Here is a 16,461-nt window from a genome sequence, read left to right as displayed (position 1 = left end):
AACTGATGGGGTGATCAATATGAGTTCAAATGCAAAGAGATTTCCAGAAGGATTTTTATGGGGCGGCGCAGTTGCTGCCAACCAAGTGGAAGGTGCTTATAACGAGGGCGGAAAGGGGCTTTCGACAGCTGATGTATCACCGAACGGCATCATGTCTCCATTTGATGAATCGATGACTTCTTTAAATCTGTATCATACCGGAATTGATTTTTACCATCGTTATAAAGAGGACATTGCCTTGTTTGCAGAAATGGGATTTAAGGCGTTCCGCACATCGATAGCGTGGACAAGAATTTTTCCGAATGGCGATGAAGAGGAGCCGAATGAAGAAGGCCTCAAATTTTATGACGATCTGTTTGATGAGCTGTTAAAGCATCATATTGAGCCTGTTGTCACCATATCTCATTATGAAATGCCGCTCGGTTTAGTGAAACATTATGGCGGCTGGAAGAATCGCAAAGTCATAGAGTTCTATGAACGCTATGCCAAAACGGTTTTCAAACGCTATCAGCACAAAGTGAAGTATTGGATGACGTTCAATGAAATTAACGTGGTACTCCATGCGCCGTTTACTGGCGGCGGCCTTGTCTTTGAAGAAGGAGAAGAAAAATTAAACGCGATGTACCAGGCGGCACACCACCAGTTTGTGGCCAGTGCTCTTGCCGTCAAAGCGGGACACGAGATCATTCCTGGTTCGAAAATCGGCTGTATGATTGCAGCTACGACAACCTACCCGATGACATCTAAGCCGGAGGATGTCTTCGCGGCACTGGAGAATGAGCGCAAAACACTTTTCTTCTCAGATGTGCAGGCACGAGGCGCGTACCCGGGATATATGAAGCGCTTCCTGGCAGAAAACAATATTGAAATTGAAATGGCTGAAGGCGATGAAGAGATCTTGAAAGAACATACGGTGGATTACATCGGATTCAGCTATTACATGTCGATGGCGGCAAGCACCGATCCGGAAGATCTTGCAAAATCAGGCGGCAACCTGCTGGGCGGAGTCAAAAACCCTTATTTGACATCATCAGAATGGGGCTGGCAGATTGATCCGAAAGGCTTGCGCATCACTCTCAACACCTTATACGACCGTTATCAAAAGCCGCTGTTCATTGTGGAAAACGGCCTTGGCGCTGTCGACAAAGTTGACGAGGACGGCACGATCCAGGACGATTACAGAATCAACTATCTGCGAGAACATTTAATTGAAGCACGGGAAGCCATTGCTGACGGCGTTGATTTAATCGGCTACACATCATGGGGGCCAATTGACCTTGTCAGTGCATCCACTGCGGAAATGAGAAAACGCTACGGCTACATTTATGTTGATCGGGACAATGAAGGAAACGGAACATTAAACCGTATAAAGAAAAAAAGCTTCAGCTGGTATCAGCAGGTCATTGCCACAAACGGAGAGAGTCTCTGACATCTTTTTGAAAACGCATGCACTTCAATTGACAATAACCGGAAGCAGGCGGACAATAAAAGAGAAAGATGAACCACCCACAGTCCGAAAGGCGGGAAGAGCATGTTTAATAAAATGTTAGTTGCGATTGACGGATCAGACATGAGTGCAAAAGCGCTTGATGCCGCAGTGCATCTGGCCAAAGAACAGCAGGCGGAACTAAGCATCCTTCATGTGGGGAGAGAAGCCGTCGTCACGACTTCTTCTCTGACGGGAATTGTCTATGTGCCTGAACACTTTATTGATGAAATCAGGGATGAGGTTAAAAAAGAAGGCATGAAAATTCTTGAGAAGGCAAAAGAAAATGCAGCCGAGAACGGTGTTCAAGCTGAAATCATTTATGCGAATGGCGAGCCGGCGCACGAGATACTAAATCACGCAAAAGAGAAAGGCGTCAGCCTGATCGTAGTCGGCAGCCGGGGCATCAGCGGCCTGAAAGAAATGATGCTTGGAAGCGTCAGCCATAAAGTGTCTCAATTATCAACTTGCCCGGTTTTAATTGTTCGATAGATAAAAATTAAATATCTGATATGGCGAATGGCCAGCATCCGAGACTTACTGTATTTAAATAGCTAGAAGAGAGTTTGCTTTTCCACAATTTCGTAAACTGTTCATTAAACACAATCTTTAAAAATTTGTTTTTATTATAACAACAATATCCAAAAGAGGCGCCCCCTTGATCAGTAAGGGATGACGCCTCTATCTTGTTTGGTTTCAAATATTAGTATATGTTTAGATGCCCCAATATACTTTCCAGTTTTCTATTCATTGTTGCTTTTTATATCTTTATTTCTTTGCTGATTTATTGGCCGGCGCAAACCAGCCGAATAAAGCAATGGCCACTAATACGCCATAGAAGATTAGCGTCCAGGTGGTGCTGTGTGGAAAGTGATGGTCCAGGATTCCAATATCCTCATGGGCAAGGGTAATGACCACCAGTTTGACACCGACCCAGGCCACAATGGCATATGCGGTTGTTTCCAGTGCAGGGCGCTGATTAAGAAGCTTTACAAACCAAGTTGCTGCAAACTTAATCAGGATAAGGCCGGCAATCCCACCTAGGACAACAACAATAAATTGTCCTCCATCCATGCCGCCGAAATCATCAAGTGGTGAATCCGGAAGCCCGAGAGCTAAAGCAACCGCAGCCAGAATCGAATCAATGGCAAAAGCGAGGTCCGCTAAAGCAATTTTCCCGACTGTGGGCCAGAAACCTTTCCCGGCAGCCTCCTCTTTGTCCTCCTCATGAATATTCTCACTTTTTTTCCCGAAACGGGCCTTAATCACATGCTTTAAGCCCAGGTATAGAAGATACGCTGCTCCTATCGCCTGAATCTGCCAGACATTTGCGATAAACGAAATGGCAAAAAGCGCCGCAAACCGGAAGGCAAATGCCATTATGATTCCATAATTTATCGCTTTTTTTTTCTGATCATTGGGTAAATGCTTGGCGATAACTGCCAATACAAGGGCATTGTCAGCCGATAGCAGTCCTTCTAATCCGATTAAGATTAACAATGTCCAGGCATATTCCAGCCAGATAGACTCCATCAACATCTTTCCTTTCTAAAACGTAAAGTGTGCCGTAAAAGTTTCGATATCAACAGTATTACCCTTCTCATTTATAGTTAACTCTATTGAGCAGGTTGGTATTTCTTGGGTTGCTTTTTCTTGCTAACAAAAAAATTCACCTGGAAGGACATTTTTGAACAGATATAGATGTAAAAAATCATCTGCTCATTTCATCGTGCACCTGCAGCTTGAACCATAATGATCTCTCTCCTTAAAAAGCAAATGAGTTTTTTGGCAATTTCCTGTATGATAAAAATATGGAAAATAGAGGATGGAACGTAATGCTAAATTATATGAACAAACTATAGTATGCAAGATTATGTAAAATTATCAAAATGAAAAAAGAAGAAATGTAAAATGGCGAAAAAAAATATAATGATTACTGGGGCAAATAGCGGAACGGCAATCGGCTTTTTGGCGGTAAAATAATTTCTAGCGGACGGTTTTCGGGTCGTTGGAGTAGATATTCAAACGAATAGTTGTCAGAATCTATAGGAAACAGTGAATTTCACATGGAAGAAGCAGACTTGTCTGATGTTCAGCAGGCAGAATTTTTGATACCAAAGCTTGAACATAGCCAATTGATTCCGGACATCTTAATCAACGTAGCAGGAATAAGGAAAATCACCCCTGTTCTAGAATGATCAGCCGAATCATTCAAATAGTCATATACATTAATCTCACAGCAGCCTTTATTCTTTCCCGGGACGCGGCAAGGCTGTGGTCTAAGCTGGGAAAACGAGGCTGTATGATCAATATTGCCTCTGTGTCCGGGCTGATGGCAGAGCCTGTGCGGGCTGCCTATGTGTCTTCCAAGCATGCGGTCATCGGACTGACAAAGCAGTTCGCTATGGAATTCGGGTCAAAGGGAATCAGGGTGAATAGCATTTCACCGGGCGTGATCCAAACAGAATTGACGGATGAGTATTTTCAAGACGATGAAATGGTTCAGCTGATCAAAGATAATCATGCCCTCCATACGTGGGGGCAGCCGAGTGATATCGTTTCCTGTATGAAGTATTTGGCTTCTGATGAGGCGCACTTTATTACAGGCTCAAACTTTGTCATAGACGGCGGCTGGACGGCCGGCAAGAAACTATAATAAAGGGAAAAGTACCTTACAGTTGGGGTGCTTTTTCATATACATAACTGGAGGTAGAATACATTTGATGCAGCAAGACCTCTCAATCATACCAAAACAAAAATCAACAGCCATAATCAAAATGGTCATCTCCATGGTGATTTTCGGTTCCATCGGCTTTTTCTCAGAGCATACCAATCTTCCCTCATTTGAATTGGTCTTTGTCCGCTGCCTTTGCGCGACGCTATTTTTAAGCTTTTGCTGGCTGGTGTCCGGGCAGTATAAAACCGAAAAATGGAGCAAGAGAGAAGTGCTGCAAACATTGGCGTGCGGTTTCTTTCTTGTATTCAACTGGGTGTTCTTGTTTAAGTCTTTTGAAGAAACATCTGTCACGATCGCCATCTCCGTTTATCACCTTGCACCGGTGCTTGTTCTTCTCCTGGGGAGCATCATCTACAGAGAGAAATTAAATGTCATCTCCGTCAGCTCCATTATCATCTGTTTTCTAGGAACTGCGCTGATTTCCGGGATTAACGGCAGCACTTCATTTACACAGCTGATGGGATCAGGAATCATTTGGGCCGTTCTCGCCGCACTGTTTTATGCGTTCACAACTTTATTGGGAAAAGGCATTCACAACCTCAGCCCATACACGACCACCTTCTTGCAAACCGGTTTAGGGGTCATCATCCTGATTCCGTTTATTCATTTTGGTGCTTTTGCCCATCTGTCTCAAGGGAACTGGATTATGGTGGTATCTACCGGTATCATCCATACGGGCATCGTGTATTTACTGTTTTTTGACAGTTTGCGATTTTTATCAACGAAGTTTATTTCAATCATTGTCTTCCTCGACCCGGCTGTCGCGATCGTTCTCGATACCGTCTTCACAGGCTTCCGCCCTGACCTCTATCAAACACTTGGCATCGTGATGATCTTTGCGGGCATGGCTTTGACACTTGTCAGGAGGCAGGGGAAGGCGGATCTGGCGGCTGAGGGTAAGGATATTGAACAAATTCAATAAAGATAGAAAAAATATAAAAAGGCCTAAGAGGCCTTTTTTTGATTCTTAAAATAACATAAACATTCCAGAAAAAACATTGTAATCATATTCCAATGACGCTAACATGTTAAATCAATAATACAGTTATTTCAAATTTCGTAGCGAATCATTTGACACGTGGTGCGGATTTAGATCCCTTTTACAAGATAATATGTTTCTAGATAAGGGATGGAAAAAGGCTTTCTCAATTGCAATTAAGGGGAAAAGTGAATGTACTATTTTATGAAATATCAACTCTCAATGACTATGATTGGGTTAAAAAAGAATATAAAACAATAGAGCATATAATATTCGATGTATTGAAAAATATAGAAAATGAACAATATGAAATGTATTCTTACTCGGTTTCAAATAAGGATAGTAATGATTGTATATACTCTGCGAATTTAAAAACAAATACTTTGTTTAATCATAAAAAAATTTCTTTTATGAAAACATCAGCAGAAGAATACGAAAATACAATTGTTGCTCATGAGAATATCATTTTATTGAAAAAAAACGTTGAGTTAAAAGATATATTGAGCAGAGTTCATTTAACGGAAAAAACACTTGTTAAGGATTTACTGAATGTTGTTTTCTGCCATATAGAAATAATAGATTCCGAGACTATCAGAATAGGTTCAAGAAACAGAGAAAATATTTCAAATATCATTTAACAACTATTCCATTTTGCAGAAAATCCACTGGGTGAATTCTAAATAGAAAAAAAGCTGATATCTTGAGTGATACAAGCTTTTTTTAGAACGATTCTAAACGATGAACGACAAAGAAAACAAGAGGATGATTAGTCAAATTAGAAGAACTTGAGAAATTGGCGACGATAGGAAGTGTGGTCCGTGCAAAAAAGTTTAATCGAAAAACTCGCCGAGAATAAAAGACGTTTGTTGATGAGCGAAATGAAAGAAAAATTAGCCCCTTATGCAGAAAAGGGCTTCACTTATCGTTTTGCCGATCTGATGCAAAGCAAGCAATTGCTTGAGCTGATTTTATCAAATTCAATATCAGCTAACATCCGTCAGGTTGATGCTCCCGGAAAAACGGAAGCGAAACAGCTGATCTTGAAAACATCTCAGTCATATGTTGCTTATGATGACCGGGACGTGCTGCTGTTTCATCAATACAGCAGCGAAATTGGTGCGCTAGTTTGTGCTTTTGGAAAATGTCTCGAGCACCTTGAGGGCTTATTGGAATGTACTGGGTTCGACGAAGGGCTTCTCAATCATAGTTTTATTTTGGTTGAGCCTGAGTGTCAGTTTGGTTTATGTATATTGCACACGGAATATGGCTGTGAGCTTGTATATTGGTAGATTGCTTTCTTAAAAGGAAACCTTTTGGAACATATTTTTTACGAAAAAAACTTCAATATCTAAATATCAGTACGGTGCCTTATATACTAATAACAAATCATTTAGTACTTGAATACGGTGGTGATCAAATTGAGCGAGCCAAATCTAATAGAATGCATAAATAAAATCAAAAGTGTCTTAAATGGACAAACAACAAGAGAAGAAGTGTCAGATTGGGCGGGCACTTATGTTTATGCGGATGACCCCGAAGTAGAAGACGATAGAGTCTGGGATATGTTAATCCTTCTAAGCGGGATTGATTTGAAAGATTCTCCTGAAAATTTTTTGCATCCAACAGATGATTTAAATGATTGGTTAAAACAATATATGGAGTAATTTGTTTTCTGCTTGGTGGTAAGGCGTTATTGATTAAAAAGAGGTAGGAGATGACAATGTACAAAACAATTATTGAATGGGTTGATTATATAGATGAGGGGTGCAGTGTCCTTCATTTAGATTTTAATGTGTTTAAAAAAGAGCTCTCACTTGAAATTAAAGTTGTTGAAGGTGAAGGTGAATACTTGCATAAAATTTTATTTCAAAATGTTGCTTCTGTTTATTTTAATGGAGGTGACGGTGATATAAGATTAGAAAAAATAGATCCAGAGGAATACAATTGGCAAGTATTTGAATTCAGTTATCACCCGGAAGGAATCGGAAATCTATCAAATTCTATAATTCCGGAGTATCAATCAAATGCTAATTTTCTCATTGACATGAACAGAATGCTGATTGCTATAGAAACTGAAACAGTTCGCTTTGATGATCAATCGTTTTATGCATATCATTTAAATCTTAAATAAATCCATTACATAAGAAAGGTTATCAGCCTCACTTTTCTTATACGGCATAAAAGCAGCCATACAAAATGTAAACGGCGATGTCATCGCGATTTAAGACCAAATTGGAAAGTAGCCAAATATCAATACGATTAATGAAACCAGGCTGTAATATCTTATGTCGTGGTCCGTTACTAATAGCTAATAAATGGATTATTCTTATCACTTCATTTCTAACCTGGGAGCATATCAATGAAAAAATTAAACATGAATAAAATCATTAATATAAATACCCAAGATTGTTTTTTCTATGTCGATTCACAAGGTCGTGTCTACATTGGAAAAGGTGTGAAGGGTGATATCACCATTACAATCTATGATCCTTCTGGTGATGTTCGGGATTTTAAAGTGAAAGAGCAGATTGCATACAATGATATTCAGCTCTTTCAACAATGTGCAAATGGCTATGTCTTCGTTTATTACGAATCGTATGAGCCGAAGGTAAAGGTTTTTTCAGAAGAGGGAAGGGTGAAAAGTGCTTTTCACTTGCCTTCCGGGGTTTCCTGCTGTCTTTTGGATGAGAAACAACAGCTTTGGGTCGGTTTATGTGATGAAGGGATTTATCATGATGAGAATCCTAACGGCCATAGTGTGTGGTGTTTTACGTTAGATGGTAAGCAGAAGGAAATGTATATTGATAGAAAGCTTGAAGAAATGGATGCACCGGTTGTAGATGAATGTTATGGGCTTGCAGAAAAAAACGGATTGATTTATATGCTGTATTACGGAGATGCAGTCATTGCCGCATTTGATGAAACGGTTGTGAGAAGGGTGTGGATTCTGTCGGATGAGGCACCTAAATCAGAAGCACTTGATCAGTTCACAGTATCTAAAGAAGGTTTTTGGATCGGGACGGTCAACTGTTACAGAGCAGACCTTAAGCCGTCTCTTTATTTGATTTCTACCGATGTGAGTCAAGAGATGGAAGAGATAACATGCTGTGACTCGAGCGGTGAAGCCCTAGACGTTCAACAGCTGAAACTGACAAGTAACGCTGTTTACGCAGTGACCTCTTCTGGTGTCTATATGCAGGATATCCAATAATGTCAAAGGGTGGGATGATGATGAATTGGCGAGCTTTAAGTCAGACAAAACAAGACAGCATCTGGTCAGAAGTGAACCAACTCATAAAGTGGAAGCCCGGAAGCAGATTTCATCACATCATCCCGCCTGATCCATATCGAGTGTTTGATATCTCAAGCGGGATGAGCAGTAAAGCTGGTCATAATGATGTGAGCAGAGTGCTGAGTGATTTAGAGACTTCTATTTTAAAAGCATTTCAATCATGTACTGGAGAGCAGGATGTAATATACGCATTCGATTGGCAGCATGACGAATATATCTTTAGCCCTCATCAGACAATGCCTAAGGATGAATTTGGCGAATGGCCTGTTCCGGTATTTCCAAACGGAGACTATTATTTCTTTTTTCATCAGGATTTTTCTTGGGGGCTTTTGGGTGATCCGTGGAAATGTACAATCACTGTATTTGGTGAGGAGCTGTTGGAGTCGGTAGATAATGATCCGCCTATCCTGTTTCATATTAGTACAAGTAAACGGAGGTGAAGCATGGGTTTTTGGGAAGAGAAACATAAGAATAAAAAGGTATTAGTAAGTGATGATGGTTTAGATATTTGCCACGACGCCATTGAAGCTTTTCATGCTGTTTACCTTGAACAACTAGATCGCAAGCCCACCCTAAACGAATTTGTTTATACTTTTCTTCAGGTATTAGAATCTGACGGTGATTCATTTTTTAAAGAATTAGAGGGAAAACAACTTACTGATATCAACATAAAGTTGAAAAAGAGGAATACTTTAAGCGAGGTTAGGCCGGGTGCTGTCATTCAAATCCCTTTACAGCAAATCAATCAGTTTACATATGCATTAGTGGCAAAAGGAGATTTGGCAGCAGATAAAAATGATGATGTTCTCATTCAGTATTTTGATATTTTTACAGAGGATCACTTGAGTAAAGATGACATTTTTCTCATGATGGCAGAACAGCAAAGAGCCCTTTTTATTGCGAATACAGGATATACAGGCTTTCTTCAGGGAAACTGGAAGGTTGTTTCCAAGGTGCCGATAGATCTGATGAAGAAATTTGATCATTCTGCTATAACGTTTGTCATGTATGAGGATGGAAAGTATCTCATTAGCCAAGACGATTCATTAGCGGCAGAGAGTGATTTAATAGAAGTTGACAAAAAACAGGGGAAGACCTTTAGCAATCCAATTGGGCTATTTGGTCATTTGAGTATTGAGGATGTACTTAATCAATATTTCAAGGGAACCTCGATGGAGGAATTGATCAAGTATGAGTTGTAAAAAGGGACTTTTATTGGGGAAGAGGTACATATGAGCAGATATTGTCTGGAATATGCTGATTCTGATCTTTTTCTTTTAAATGATTTTTTCAAACAATTCCCTCTCCCTATCACTGAGTATAATTGGGTCATTGGCGATATTTTGAATATGATGGATTTATCCGAGGATAAGAATCATTGGAACGATATCATTGGCGAGCGTGAAGACTATCTTTTTATCACAGGTGAGGAATTTTATCGTATATTAAATGAATTTGAGATTTATGTGATATTTTCTATTTTAACTGCTGTGCCTAAAGAGACGATACCGTACGATTTAACACGAGTTCCGTTTGTTGATGGGAATGCTGACTTTTATGAAGATGACTATAGCTCCCCTGTGAAAGAGTGTGTTTTTGAAGTCGGTTTTTTTGATTCATCAGATCTTATTTTTACCGTTAATGAAGAAGGAATAGAAAGGATGTTAAAGGCTGCATTCCCTGATTTGAAGCCTTACTGTGAGTATGGAGTATAGGAAAGCGTCAACGGAGGAATCAAAATTGGCAACTGAATTGAATATTTCTGGAGTTTCTCCAATTTTGTTACAGCATATCAAGAAATGGCATCTTTATCGAGAAACAGATAGAGACGCCATTTATACGATTGAGTTAGCAGTTGTTTATCATTTCCGTTCAATTATTTTTACATTCAAAGACGTTTCAGCCGTTACGATACGAGATTTGGAAACCCTAAAGGACATGTCTGATGTGCTTCTCCGTATAAAACCGCAGCCGCAAGGCATCTACAGTTGTGGAAGAATGGGAGGAGGAGACGTTCCGCTTTTATTGCCGAAAATATGAGATGACAGAAGAGAGAGGATCACGTGTTTGAAAAACTGAGAAAAAGACAGCAAGAGCTTGAAGAAAAGCCGTATCCTGATGAATTGTACGGCTTTGAAGCGGATATATATGAGTTTTTTATGCTTGTTGCTGGCAGTTTGGGTTATGTGCTGGCGAATAAAAGGATGCCCCGGCATCAGCGGCATTCGTTGGAGAAAAGCTTTTTTGAGCTGTATCCTGACATCCCGCCGGATATGATCAAAAACGATACTGATTTGTATCATCACATTCTTTTGTATGAGCAAGTCAGACAAGAGATTTGCGCTGCGCTATCCAACTAATAAGGAGGATTTTATGGAAAAAACCTCTATAAGCAGTATTGGCAATTTGGACATGATCGAGCTTAAGCCTGACCAAACCGTTATGTCATGCGAACTTGGAGATGCTGAGTCTTTTTATCGTTTTTGGCAGGTGCTTGCCTATGAGCGAATCATGATACAGGTGATAACGGGGGGTTCATTTATAGAAGACCTGTCAGAGTTTTTCAAAGGCTATGCTTACAAAGTGACGAAGCTGGCGAAAAGGCAATTTCATTTCCAATGCGTAGTACATGAAACAGACTGGGGCATTGCAGGTTATCTCTTTCTGCTAGCTTCCATCAATGATGATGTTTTTCTGATCACTGATCCTCAACTGGATAAAAGCTATTTTGCAGAAGGGAAACTCCAATGTCTCACGGACTCAGGCGAACGGATCATGTGGTTTGAACACGATGCTGTAGACATCTATATGGTTGGCGGTAACTAAAAATAGGGGAAATCCATTTGAATATCACAATACGAGAAATTGAAAAAGCATCATGCGGATACAGGTCCATTTACATTAAACGAGTTTTCTCTCTACATGAAAGAAGATGATCAATATATTCATATTCCTGTGTTTGAATTAACACTATCTGCTCAAACCTGTGACATTCATTTGCGGTTTGAAGACATCGGTGCATCGAAGCTGGATGATCTTGAATCTATCGATTCGGTTGAATTGGAGATTTTACCGACTGACGATCAATGGGAAAGACTCCGTTATTATGTGTATGACGAAGAAGACCAAATAAGCTTCTATTGCGGAGGTTGAGATGTGATCAAGTGTGACAAGAAGTCACACTGATTTTCCCCCTTTTGCTTGAGACTCCCCACCTCATTTTTATTCTTCAACGCAATTTTTTTTCTGCCTTCAGCCATCATAAAGAAACAATCACCGAGGAACTGGATCATGGTGGTGTCTACCGGTATCATCCATACTGTTATTGTCTATTTGCTGTTTTTTGACAGTTTGCGATTCTTATCAACAAAATTTATTTCAATTATTGTCTTCCTCGACCCGGCTGTCGCAATCGTACTCGATACCGTCTTTACGGGTTTCCACCCAGACCTCTATCAAACACTAGGCATCGTAATGATCTTTGCGGGTATGGCTTTGACGCTTGTCAGGAGGCGGGGGAAGGCGGATGTGGTTGCTGAGAATTCTCAAATGTAAAGAATATCGAATGATAAAAGCAGCTGTCGAAGGCAGTTGCTTTTGTTTTACAAGCAGAACAGGAAATGAATCTAAAGAAATGAGTCTATAGTCATTATGTATGCGAGATGCATGATAAATCGCCATAATTTAGTATTTTAGGAGGATGCATCATCTTCTAATCATGATTATTATATTTAAAGATGATAAAAGAACTATACGAGAGTGAGAGGAATTACATAATGAAAAAGAAGAAATTGATCATGACCTTCGTTGCTTTTGTTATCGCATTGACAAGCTTTACTGCTATAGATCTTGCCGGTAACAAAGCTCAAGCAAAAGATTGGGTGAAAAGAGGCAGTATTTGGACTACCCATTACCATTCAGGCTCATTCAAAAACTATACGTACTCACCTACATTTCAGATTTTTTATTCAGGTCAAGGAACGAATGCAAGCATTAATGCAAACGGATCTGGGAGCGGGAACATAAAAGCCGAGATGCAACAGAAGACAAGTAAAGGGTGGAAAACCATTAAAACGTTTTATGCAAAGAAAAAGGGTTATACCAACTTGAGCTACAGTAAAGCATCTAAGAGCTATAAAACAAAATACAGATTTAAATTCAGTAATACAGGAACTAAAAAAACGATTAACTATACATTCGCTTCTCTTTATTAAATAGCAAAACCCCAGCCTTCACTCAAGGTTGGGGTTTCTGCGTTTGACTCGCCAAATTCTGAAGACAGCGGCTGCGTAAGTAAGGGTAGCCGGAATAGTGATGGCGATGAGAAAGATAAAAAGGATGTGTATGGTGTTATGAAGTATGGAAGCTTCAGCAGAAATAAGCATACTCCTGATGACAGTGAAAGCCGCGGTAAGACAGAGCATAAACAATGTGATATAGCGAAGGGTATATTCACTTTGTTTATATTTTTCAATCATAGTTGAACGGTCGGAGTAAATCGGCTTCGTTCCGGGTGCAGCGGCAAAGATATGTGTGGTGTATTCAGAACAAACATGCTCCCATCCGGCATTTTCGAATATTTCAAGGTATTCATCCATGTTGTGATCATCGACGGCACGATAGTCTAAGCTGTAGATCAGGTTTTGCGGTTCAGCTTTTTTAAGTTTATACCCCATAAACGCAAATGAATCGAGCAACCATCCTTTGCTGGCCATATCACTTAGTCTCTTCATATCCTTTTCTTCTGAAAACGCCAATCCTTCAGACATCATATATTTTTTCTGTTTCATGACTGATCCCCTTTCAATTGTTGAAAAGCGCGTTCACCGTGTTCCGCCATCACTTTTCTGCGCTGAATTTCTTTTTTCAGCAATTCTTGGCCGTTTCGTGTCGTTTGGTACACTTTGCGGCGCGGGTTTTCATTGTTGACAAGCTCAATGATCTCTTCTTGCAGTAGCTTCTTTAACAATGTATATAAGGTAGCCGGGCCGATCGTAAAGGAGTCATCGGTCATGTCTTCAATCTCCTGCATGATCGAATATCCGTGTTTTGGCTCCAGCAAGGTTAAGACAATATAATAGGCTGGGTCGGTAAGCTGATCCATTTCCTGCGGACGTTGCTTTGGCAAGTGGTCACCTCATCTCTTATATCAATAAATGATATATCACTTATTGATATAATAAAATCTTCCTTTTTATTTGTCAACGCAATTTTTTTCTGCAATCAGTCATCATAAAGAAACAATCACCGAGTATGCATTAATGTATGCGTTTTCATAGAGGGGGTTTCTTGATGAAAAAATGGATGACTGCGGTTTTTGTGATGATGTTGATGTTGTGTTTCGGCGAAATTAAGAGTATGAAAGCTGCGGAGCCGAAGGTATATCAGTTTGACTTTGGAAGCGGTTCGGTTGAGCCTGATTACATTGGTGTCAGGGCGTCTAATCGCTATGACCGGTCAAAGGGCTACGGTTTTCAGACACCGGAGAATATGAAGGATGTGGCGGCGTCCGGGACTGGTGTGAAGAGTGATGCGGTCCAATTTTTGACGTATGGGACGAAAAGCGACAATACGTTTAATGTGGATCTTCCGAATGGCCTTTATGAGGTGAAGGTGACGCTCGGCAATACGGCAAGGGCCAGTGTGGCAGCAGAGGGTGTGTTTCAGGTCATCAATATGACAGGTGACGGTGCGGAGGATACGTTCCAAATTCCTGTCACCGACGGGCAGCTGAATCTGCTGGTGACAGAGGGGAAGGCAGGCACCGCTTTTACGCTCAGCGCCTTAAAAATCAAGAAATTGTCTGATCAGCCGGTAACCAATCGAACTATTTATGTCGGCGGCGATTCGACGATGTGCAATTATTATCCGCTCAACAGCAGCAAGCAGGCGGGCTGGGGGCAGATGCTGCCTCACTATATCGACAAACACACCTTTCAAGTGAGAAACATGGCGTCTGGCGGGCAGATCGCGAGAGGGTTTCGAAATGACGGTCAGCTCGAGGCGATCTTGAAGTACATCAAACTGGGTGATTATTTTATCTTGCAGCTGGGCATTAATGACACAAATCCGAAGCATAATGAATCCGAAGCGGAGTTTAAGGAGATTATGCGTGATATGATCCGTCAGGTGAAAGCGAAGGGTGCGGAAGTCATCCTATCAACACCTCAGGGCCGGGCGACAGATTTTACTTCTGAAGGCATCCATACGTCTGTAAACCGATGGTACAGGGCTTCTATTTTGGCTTTAGCCGAAGAGGAAAAAACGCACCTCATTGATTTGAATGTCCTCAGCTCGGCGTACTTTACATCAATCGGTCCGGAAAAAACACTCGCGCTGTATATGGACGGAGATACGCTGCATCCGAACCGCGCGGGAGCCGACGCACTGGCGCGACTAGCTGTTGAGGAGTTAAAACGCCAGGGAATCGATGGCTTTTAATACGTCATTTTTCGGCAAAACACATATGCCTTCGCCAATTAGAGTATAATGAGAACATCTGCAAGAGACAGGAGTTTATACATGAGTCATTTTAAAAACTATCAAATCAGTCATGACATTTTACGAGCATTAGAAGGACTGGGATATACAGAACCGACCAAGGTGCAGCAGAGCGTGATCCCCGCTGCCCTTGAACGAAAAGATCTTGTCGTCAAATCACAGACGGGAAGCGGGAAAACGGCTTCGTTCGGGATTCCTCTCTGTGAGCTGGCGGATTGGGATGAAAACAAGCCGCAGGCGCTTATTTTAACACCGACCCGTGAGCTGGCGGTTCAAGTAAAAGAGGATATCACGAACATCGGGAGATTTAAACGAATCAAAGCGACAGCCGTGTTTGGAAAGTCCTCCTTTGATAAACAAAAAGCTGAACTGAAGCAAAAAAGCCACATTGTTGTCGGCACGCCGGGACGTGTCTTGGATCATATCGAAAAGGGCACGCTGCCGTTAGACCGTCTTTCCTATTTAGTCATTGATGAAGCGGATGAGATGCTGAATATGGGCTTTATCGAGCAGGTGGAGGCGATTATCAAGCATCTTCCGGTTGAGCGCACGACGATGCTGTTTTCGGCGACGCTGCCGGAGGATATTGAGAAATTAAGCCGTCAATACATGCAAAACCCGGAGCATATTGAAATCAAAGCGGCCGGCTTAACCACCAGGAATATTGAACATGCGGCGATTCAAGTAAGAGAAGAGAATAAGTTTGCTTTGCTGAAAGATGTGCTGATGACGGAGAATCCCGACAGCTGCATCATTTTCTGCCGGACGAAAGATCATGTCAATCAGCTGACCGATGGATTGGATGACTTAGGATATCCATGCGATAAAATTCACGGCGGAATGATTCAGGAAGACCGGTTCGACGTCATGAATGAATTTAAACGGGGCGAGTATCGTTACCTGGTCGCGACAGATGTCGCCGCGCGCGGGATTGATATTGAAAATATCTCCCTTGTCATCAACTATGATCTGCCGCTTGAAAAGGAAAGCTACGTCCACCGCACGGGCCGGACGGGGCGTGCAGGAAACAAAGGAAAGGCCATTTCGTTTGTCACGGCCTTCGAAAAACGGTTTTTAGCCGACATAGAAGAATATATCGGGTTTGAGATTCAAAAAATAGAAGCCCCTTCTCAAGAGGAAGTGGCAAAGAAGAAACCTGATTTTCTAGCTAAATTGAATGACCGTCCGGAAACCAAAAAGGACAAAAGCGAAGAGCTGAATAAAGACATTATGAAGCTGTATTTTAACGGCGGAAAGAAGAAGAAAATCAGAGCCGTTGATTTTGTAGGAACGATTGCCAAAATTGATGGTGTGTCAGCTGATGACATCGGCATTATCACGATCATGGATAACGCCTCTTACGTGGAGATTTTAAACGGAAAAGGCCCTCATGTTCTCAAAGTGATGAAGAACACAACCGTCAAAGGGAAAAAGCTCAAGGTGAATAAAGCGAATAAATGATGAAT

21 protein-coding genes and 3 pseudogenes are annotated in these 16,461 nt (G+C 41.2%); 21 read left to right on the top strand and 3 right to left on the bottom strand.

The window, feature by feature from the left end; translation table 11 throughout:
- Window positions 1-19 precede the first annotated feature (19 nt).
- Both bglH and M1M80_RS20510 read left to right on the top strand, forming a co-directional pair.
- On the top strand, window positions 20-1,429 hold the full coding sequence (bglH, locus tag M1M80_RS20515) for an aryl-phospho-beta-d-glucosidase (RefSeq protein ID WP_060399848.1): 1,410 nt from the start codon (window positions 20-22) through the stop codon (window positions 1,427-1,429).
- A gap of 102 nt (window positions 1,430-1,531) precedes the next feature.
- Entirely contained in the window at window positions 1,532-1,978 is a 447-nt protein-coding gene (locus M1M80_RS20510) for a universal stress protein (RefSeq protein ID WP_003236288.1), read from the top strand.
- A 276-nt stretch (window positions 1,979-2,254) separates the two neighbouring features.
- Here M1M80_RS20510 and M1M80_RS20505 read toward each other — a convergent pair whose 3' ends face one another.
- Entirely contained in the window at window positions 2,255-3,019 is a 765-nt protein-coding gene (locus tag M1M80_RS20505; RefSeq protein ID WP_060399847.1) for a TerC family protein, read from the bottom strand.
- Window positions 3,020-3,680: 661 nt separating this feature from the next.
- On the opposite strand from M1M80_RS20505, the gene M1M80_RS20500 reads away from it, so the two are divergent.
- The 17 genes and pseudogenes from M1M80_RS20500 (at window position 3,681) to M1M80_RS20420 (ending at window position 12,708) form a co-directional block, all read left to right on the top strand.
- On the top strand, window positions 3,681-4,142 hold the full coding sequence (locus tag M1M80_RS20500) for an SDR family NAD(P)-dependent oxidoreductase (protein ID WP_225515539.1): 462 nt from the start codon (window positions 3,681-3,683) through the stop codon (window positions 4,140-4,142).
- 67 nt (window positions 4,143-4,209) lie between these two features.
- Window positions 4,210-5,145: a DMT family transporter gene (locus tag M1M80_RS20495; RefSeq protein ID WP_060400072.1), complete on the top strand. Its 936-nt coding sequence runs from the start codon at window positions 4,210-4,212 to the stop codon at window positions 5,143-5,145.
- Between the two features lie 245 nt (window positions 5,146-5,390).
- Entirely contained in the window at window positions 5,391-5,840 is a 450-nt protein-coding gene (locus tag M1M80_RS20490) for a hypothetical protein (RefSeq protein ID WP_060399846.1), read from the top strand.
- Window positions 5,841-6,020: 180 nt separating this feature from the next.
- A complete protein-coding gene (locus M1M80_RS20485; protein WP_060399845.1) occupies window positions 6,021-6,491 on the top strand; it encodes a YxiF family protein in 471 nt (156 codons plus the stop codon).
- A pseudogene (locus tag M1M80_RS20480) lies at window positions 6,485-6,866 on the top strand (hypothetical protein). Before M1M80_RS20485 ends, M1M80_RS20480 begins: the two are co-directional and overlap by 7 nt.
- Before the next feature lie 50 nt (window positions 6,867-6,916).
- Window positions 6,917-7,333: a YxiG family protein gene (locus M1M80_RS20475; protein WP_060399843.1), complete on the top strand. Its 417-nt coding sequence runs from the start codon at window positions 6,917-6,919 to the stop codon at window positions 7,331-7,333.
- A 228-nt stretch (window positions 7,334-7,561) separates the two neighbouring features.
- A pseudogene (locus M1M80_RS20470) lies at window positions 7,562-7,888 on the top strand (DNA-binding protein); the annotation flags it as partial.
- Between the two features lie 72 nt (window positions 7,889-7,960).
- Window positions 7,961-8,413, top strand: coding sequence for a hypothetical protein (locus M1M80_RS20465; RefSeq protein WP_248596986.1), 453 nt, complete (start codon window positions 7,961-7,963; stop codon window positions 8,411-8,413).
- A gap of 17 nt (window positions 8,414-8,430) precedes the next feature.
- Entirely contained in the window at window positions 8,431-8,934 is a 504-nt protein-coding gene (locus tag M1M80_RS20460) for a DUF2716 domain-containing protein (RefSeq protein WP_080429130.1), read from the top strand.
- A gap of 3 nt (window positions 8,935-8,937) precedes the next feature.
- Window positions 8,938-9,696, top strand: a complete 759-nt coding sequence (locus M1M80_RS20455) for a hypothetical protein (protein WP_060399841.1) — start codon at window positions 8,938-8,940, stop codon at window positions 9,694-9,696.
- A gap of 30 nt (window positions 9,697-9,726) precedes the next feature.
- The gene (locus M1M80_RS20450) at window positions 9,727-10,209 is read left to right on the top strand and encodes a hypothetical protein (protein ID WP_060399840.1); all 483 of its coding nucleotides are present in this window, start codon (window positions 9,727-9,729) and stop codon (window positions 10,207-10,209) included.
- Window positions 10,210-10,234: 25 nt separating this feature from the next.
- Window positions 10,235-10,534, top strand: coding sequence for a hypothetical protein (locus tag M1M80_RS20445; protein ID WP_248596955.1), 300 nt, complete (start codon window positions 10,235-10,237; stop codon window positions 10,532-10,534).
- 23 nt (window positions 10,535-10,557) lie between these two features.
- On the top strand, window positions 10,558-10,854 hold the full coding sequence (locus tag M1M80_RS20440; protein ID WP_060399839.1) for a YxiJ family protein: 297 nt from the start codon (window positions 10,558-10,560) through the stop codon (window positions 10,852-10,854).
- 13 nt (window positions 10,855-10,867) lie between these two features.
- The gene (locus M1M80_RS20435; protein ID WP_060399838.1) at window positions 10,868-11,320 is read left to right on the top strand and encodes a hypothetical protein; all 453 of its coding nucleotides are present in this window, start codon (window positions 10,868-10,870) and stop codon (window positions 11,318-11,320) included.
- Window positions 11,321-11,341: 21 nt separating this feature from the next.
- A pseudogene (locus M1M80_RS20430) lies at window positions 11,342-11,458 on the top strand (hypothetical protein); the annotation flags it as partial.
- A 237-nt stretch (window positions 11,459-11,695) separates the two neighbouring features.
- A complete protein-coding gene (locus M1M80_RS20425) occupies window positions 11,696-12,049 on the top strand; it encodes a DMT family transporter (RefSeq protein ID WP_266131953.1) in 354 nt (117 codons plus the stop codon).
- 221 nt (window positions 12,050-12,270) lie between these two features.
- The gene (locus M1M80_RS20420) at window positions 12,271-12,708 is read left to right on the top strand and encodes a hypothetical protein (protein WP_044454778.1); all 438 of its coding nucleotides are present in this window, start codon (window positions 12,271-12,273) and stop codon (window positions 12,706-12,708) included.
- Between the two features lie 18 nt (window positions 12,709-12,726).
- Here M1M80_RS20420 and M1M80_RS20415 read toward each other — a convergent pair whose 3' ends face one another.
- Window positions 12,727-13,284: a DUF2812 domain-containing protein gene (locus M1M80_RS20415; protein WP_060399837.1), complete on the bottom strand. Its 558-nt coding sequence runs from the start codon at window positions 13,282-13,284 to the stop codon at window positions 12,727-12,729.
- Complete coding sequence (locus M1M80_RS20410) at window positions 13,281-13,622, bottom strand: PadR family transcriptional regulator (protein ID WP_060399836.1); 342 nt, start codon at window positions 13,620-13,622, stop codon at window positions 13,281-13,283. The genes M1M80_RS20415 and M1M80_RS20410 overlap by 4 nt, the downstream gene beginning before the upstream one ends.
- A gap of 164 nt (window positions 13,623-13,786) precedes the next feature.
- Between M1M80_RS20410 and M1M80_RS20405 the strand changes: the two genes are divergently transcribed.
- Together M1M80_RS20405 and dbpA are read left to right on the top strand one after the other, a co-directional pair.
- Window positions 13,787-14,935 (top strand): rhamnogalacturonan acetylesterase, encoded by a 1,149-nt coding sequence (locus tag M1M80_RS20405; protein ID WP_060399835.1) that lies wholly within the window; start codon window positions 13,787-13,789, stop codon window positions 14,933-14,935.
- An 81-nt stretch (window positions 14,936-15,016) separates the two neighbouring features.
- Complete coding sequence (gene dbpA / locus M1M80_RS20400) at window positions 15,017-16,456, top strand: ATP-dependent RNA helicase DbpA (protein WP_060399834.1); 1,440 nt, start codon at window positions 15,017-15,019, stop codon at window positions 16,454-16,456.
- Window positions 16,457-16,461 lie beyond the last annotated feature (5 nt).

It is taken from the genome of Bacillus inaquosorum (assembly GCF_023238325.1).
GTDB classification, from domain to species: Bacteria; Bacillota; Bacilli; order Bacillales; family Bacillaceae; genus Bacillus; species Bacillus inaquosorum.
The sequence above is the reverse complement of the archived record's forward strand: the minus strand, read 5'-3'. Positions and strand labels throughout refer to the sequence as shown.

Coding starts and splice junctions, on each gene's coding strand:
- bglH (WP_060399848.1), top strand. CDS start 20: ATGAGTTCAAATGCAAAGAGATTTCCAGAAGGATTTTTATGGGGCGGC.
- M1M80_RS20510 (WP_003236288.1), top strand. CDS start 1,532: ATGTTTAATAAAATGTTAGTTGCGATTGACGGATCAGACATGAGTGCA.
- M1M80_RS20505 (WP_060399847.1), bottom strand. CDS start 3,019: ATGGAGTCTATCTGGCTGGAATATGCCTGGACATTGTTAATCTTAATC.
- M1M80_RS20500 (WP_225515539.1), top strand. CDS start 3,681: ATGATCAGCCGAATCATTCAAATAGTCATATACATTAATCTCACAGCA.
- M1M80_RS20495 (WP_060400072.1), top strand. CDS start 4,210: ATGCAGCAAGACCTCTCAATCATACCAAAACAAAAATCAACAGCCATA.
- M1M80_RS20475 (WP_060399843.1), top strand. CDS start 6,917: ATGACAATGTACAAAACAATTATTGAATGGGTTGATTATATAGATGAG.
- M1M80_RS20460 (WP_080429130.1), top strand. CDS start 8,431: ATGATGAATTGGCGAGCTTTAAGTCAGACAAAACAAGACAGCATCTGG.
- M1M80_RS20455 (WP_060399841.1), top strand. CDS start 8,938: ATGGGTTTTTGGGAAGAGAAACATAAGAATAAAAAGGTATTAGTAAGT.
- M1M80_RS20450 (WP_060399840.1), top strand. CDS start 9,727: ATGAGCAGATATTGTCTGGAATATGCTGATTCTGATCTTTTTCTTTTA.
- M1M80_RS20435 (WP_060399838.1), top strand. CDS start 10,868: ATGGAAAAAACCTCTATAAGCAGTATTGGCAATTTGGACATGATCGAG.
- M1M80_RS20420 (WP_044454778.1), top strand. CDS start 12,271: ATGAAAAAGAAGAAATTGATCATGACCTTCGTTGCTTTTGTTATCGCA.
- M1M80_RS20415 (WP_060399837.1), bottom strand. CDS start 13,284: ATGAAACAGAAAAAATATATGATGTCTGAAGGATTGGCGTTTTCAGAA.
- M1M80_RS20405 (WP_060399835.1), top strand. CDS start 13,787: ATGAAAAAATGGATGACTGCGGTTTTTGTGATGATGTTGATGTTGTGT.
- dbpA (WP_060399834.1), top strand. CDS start 15,017: ATGAGTCATTTTAAAAACTATCAAATCAGTCATGACATTTTACGAGCA.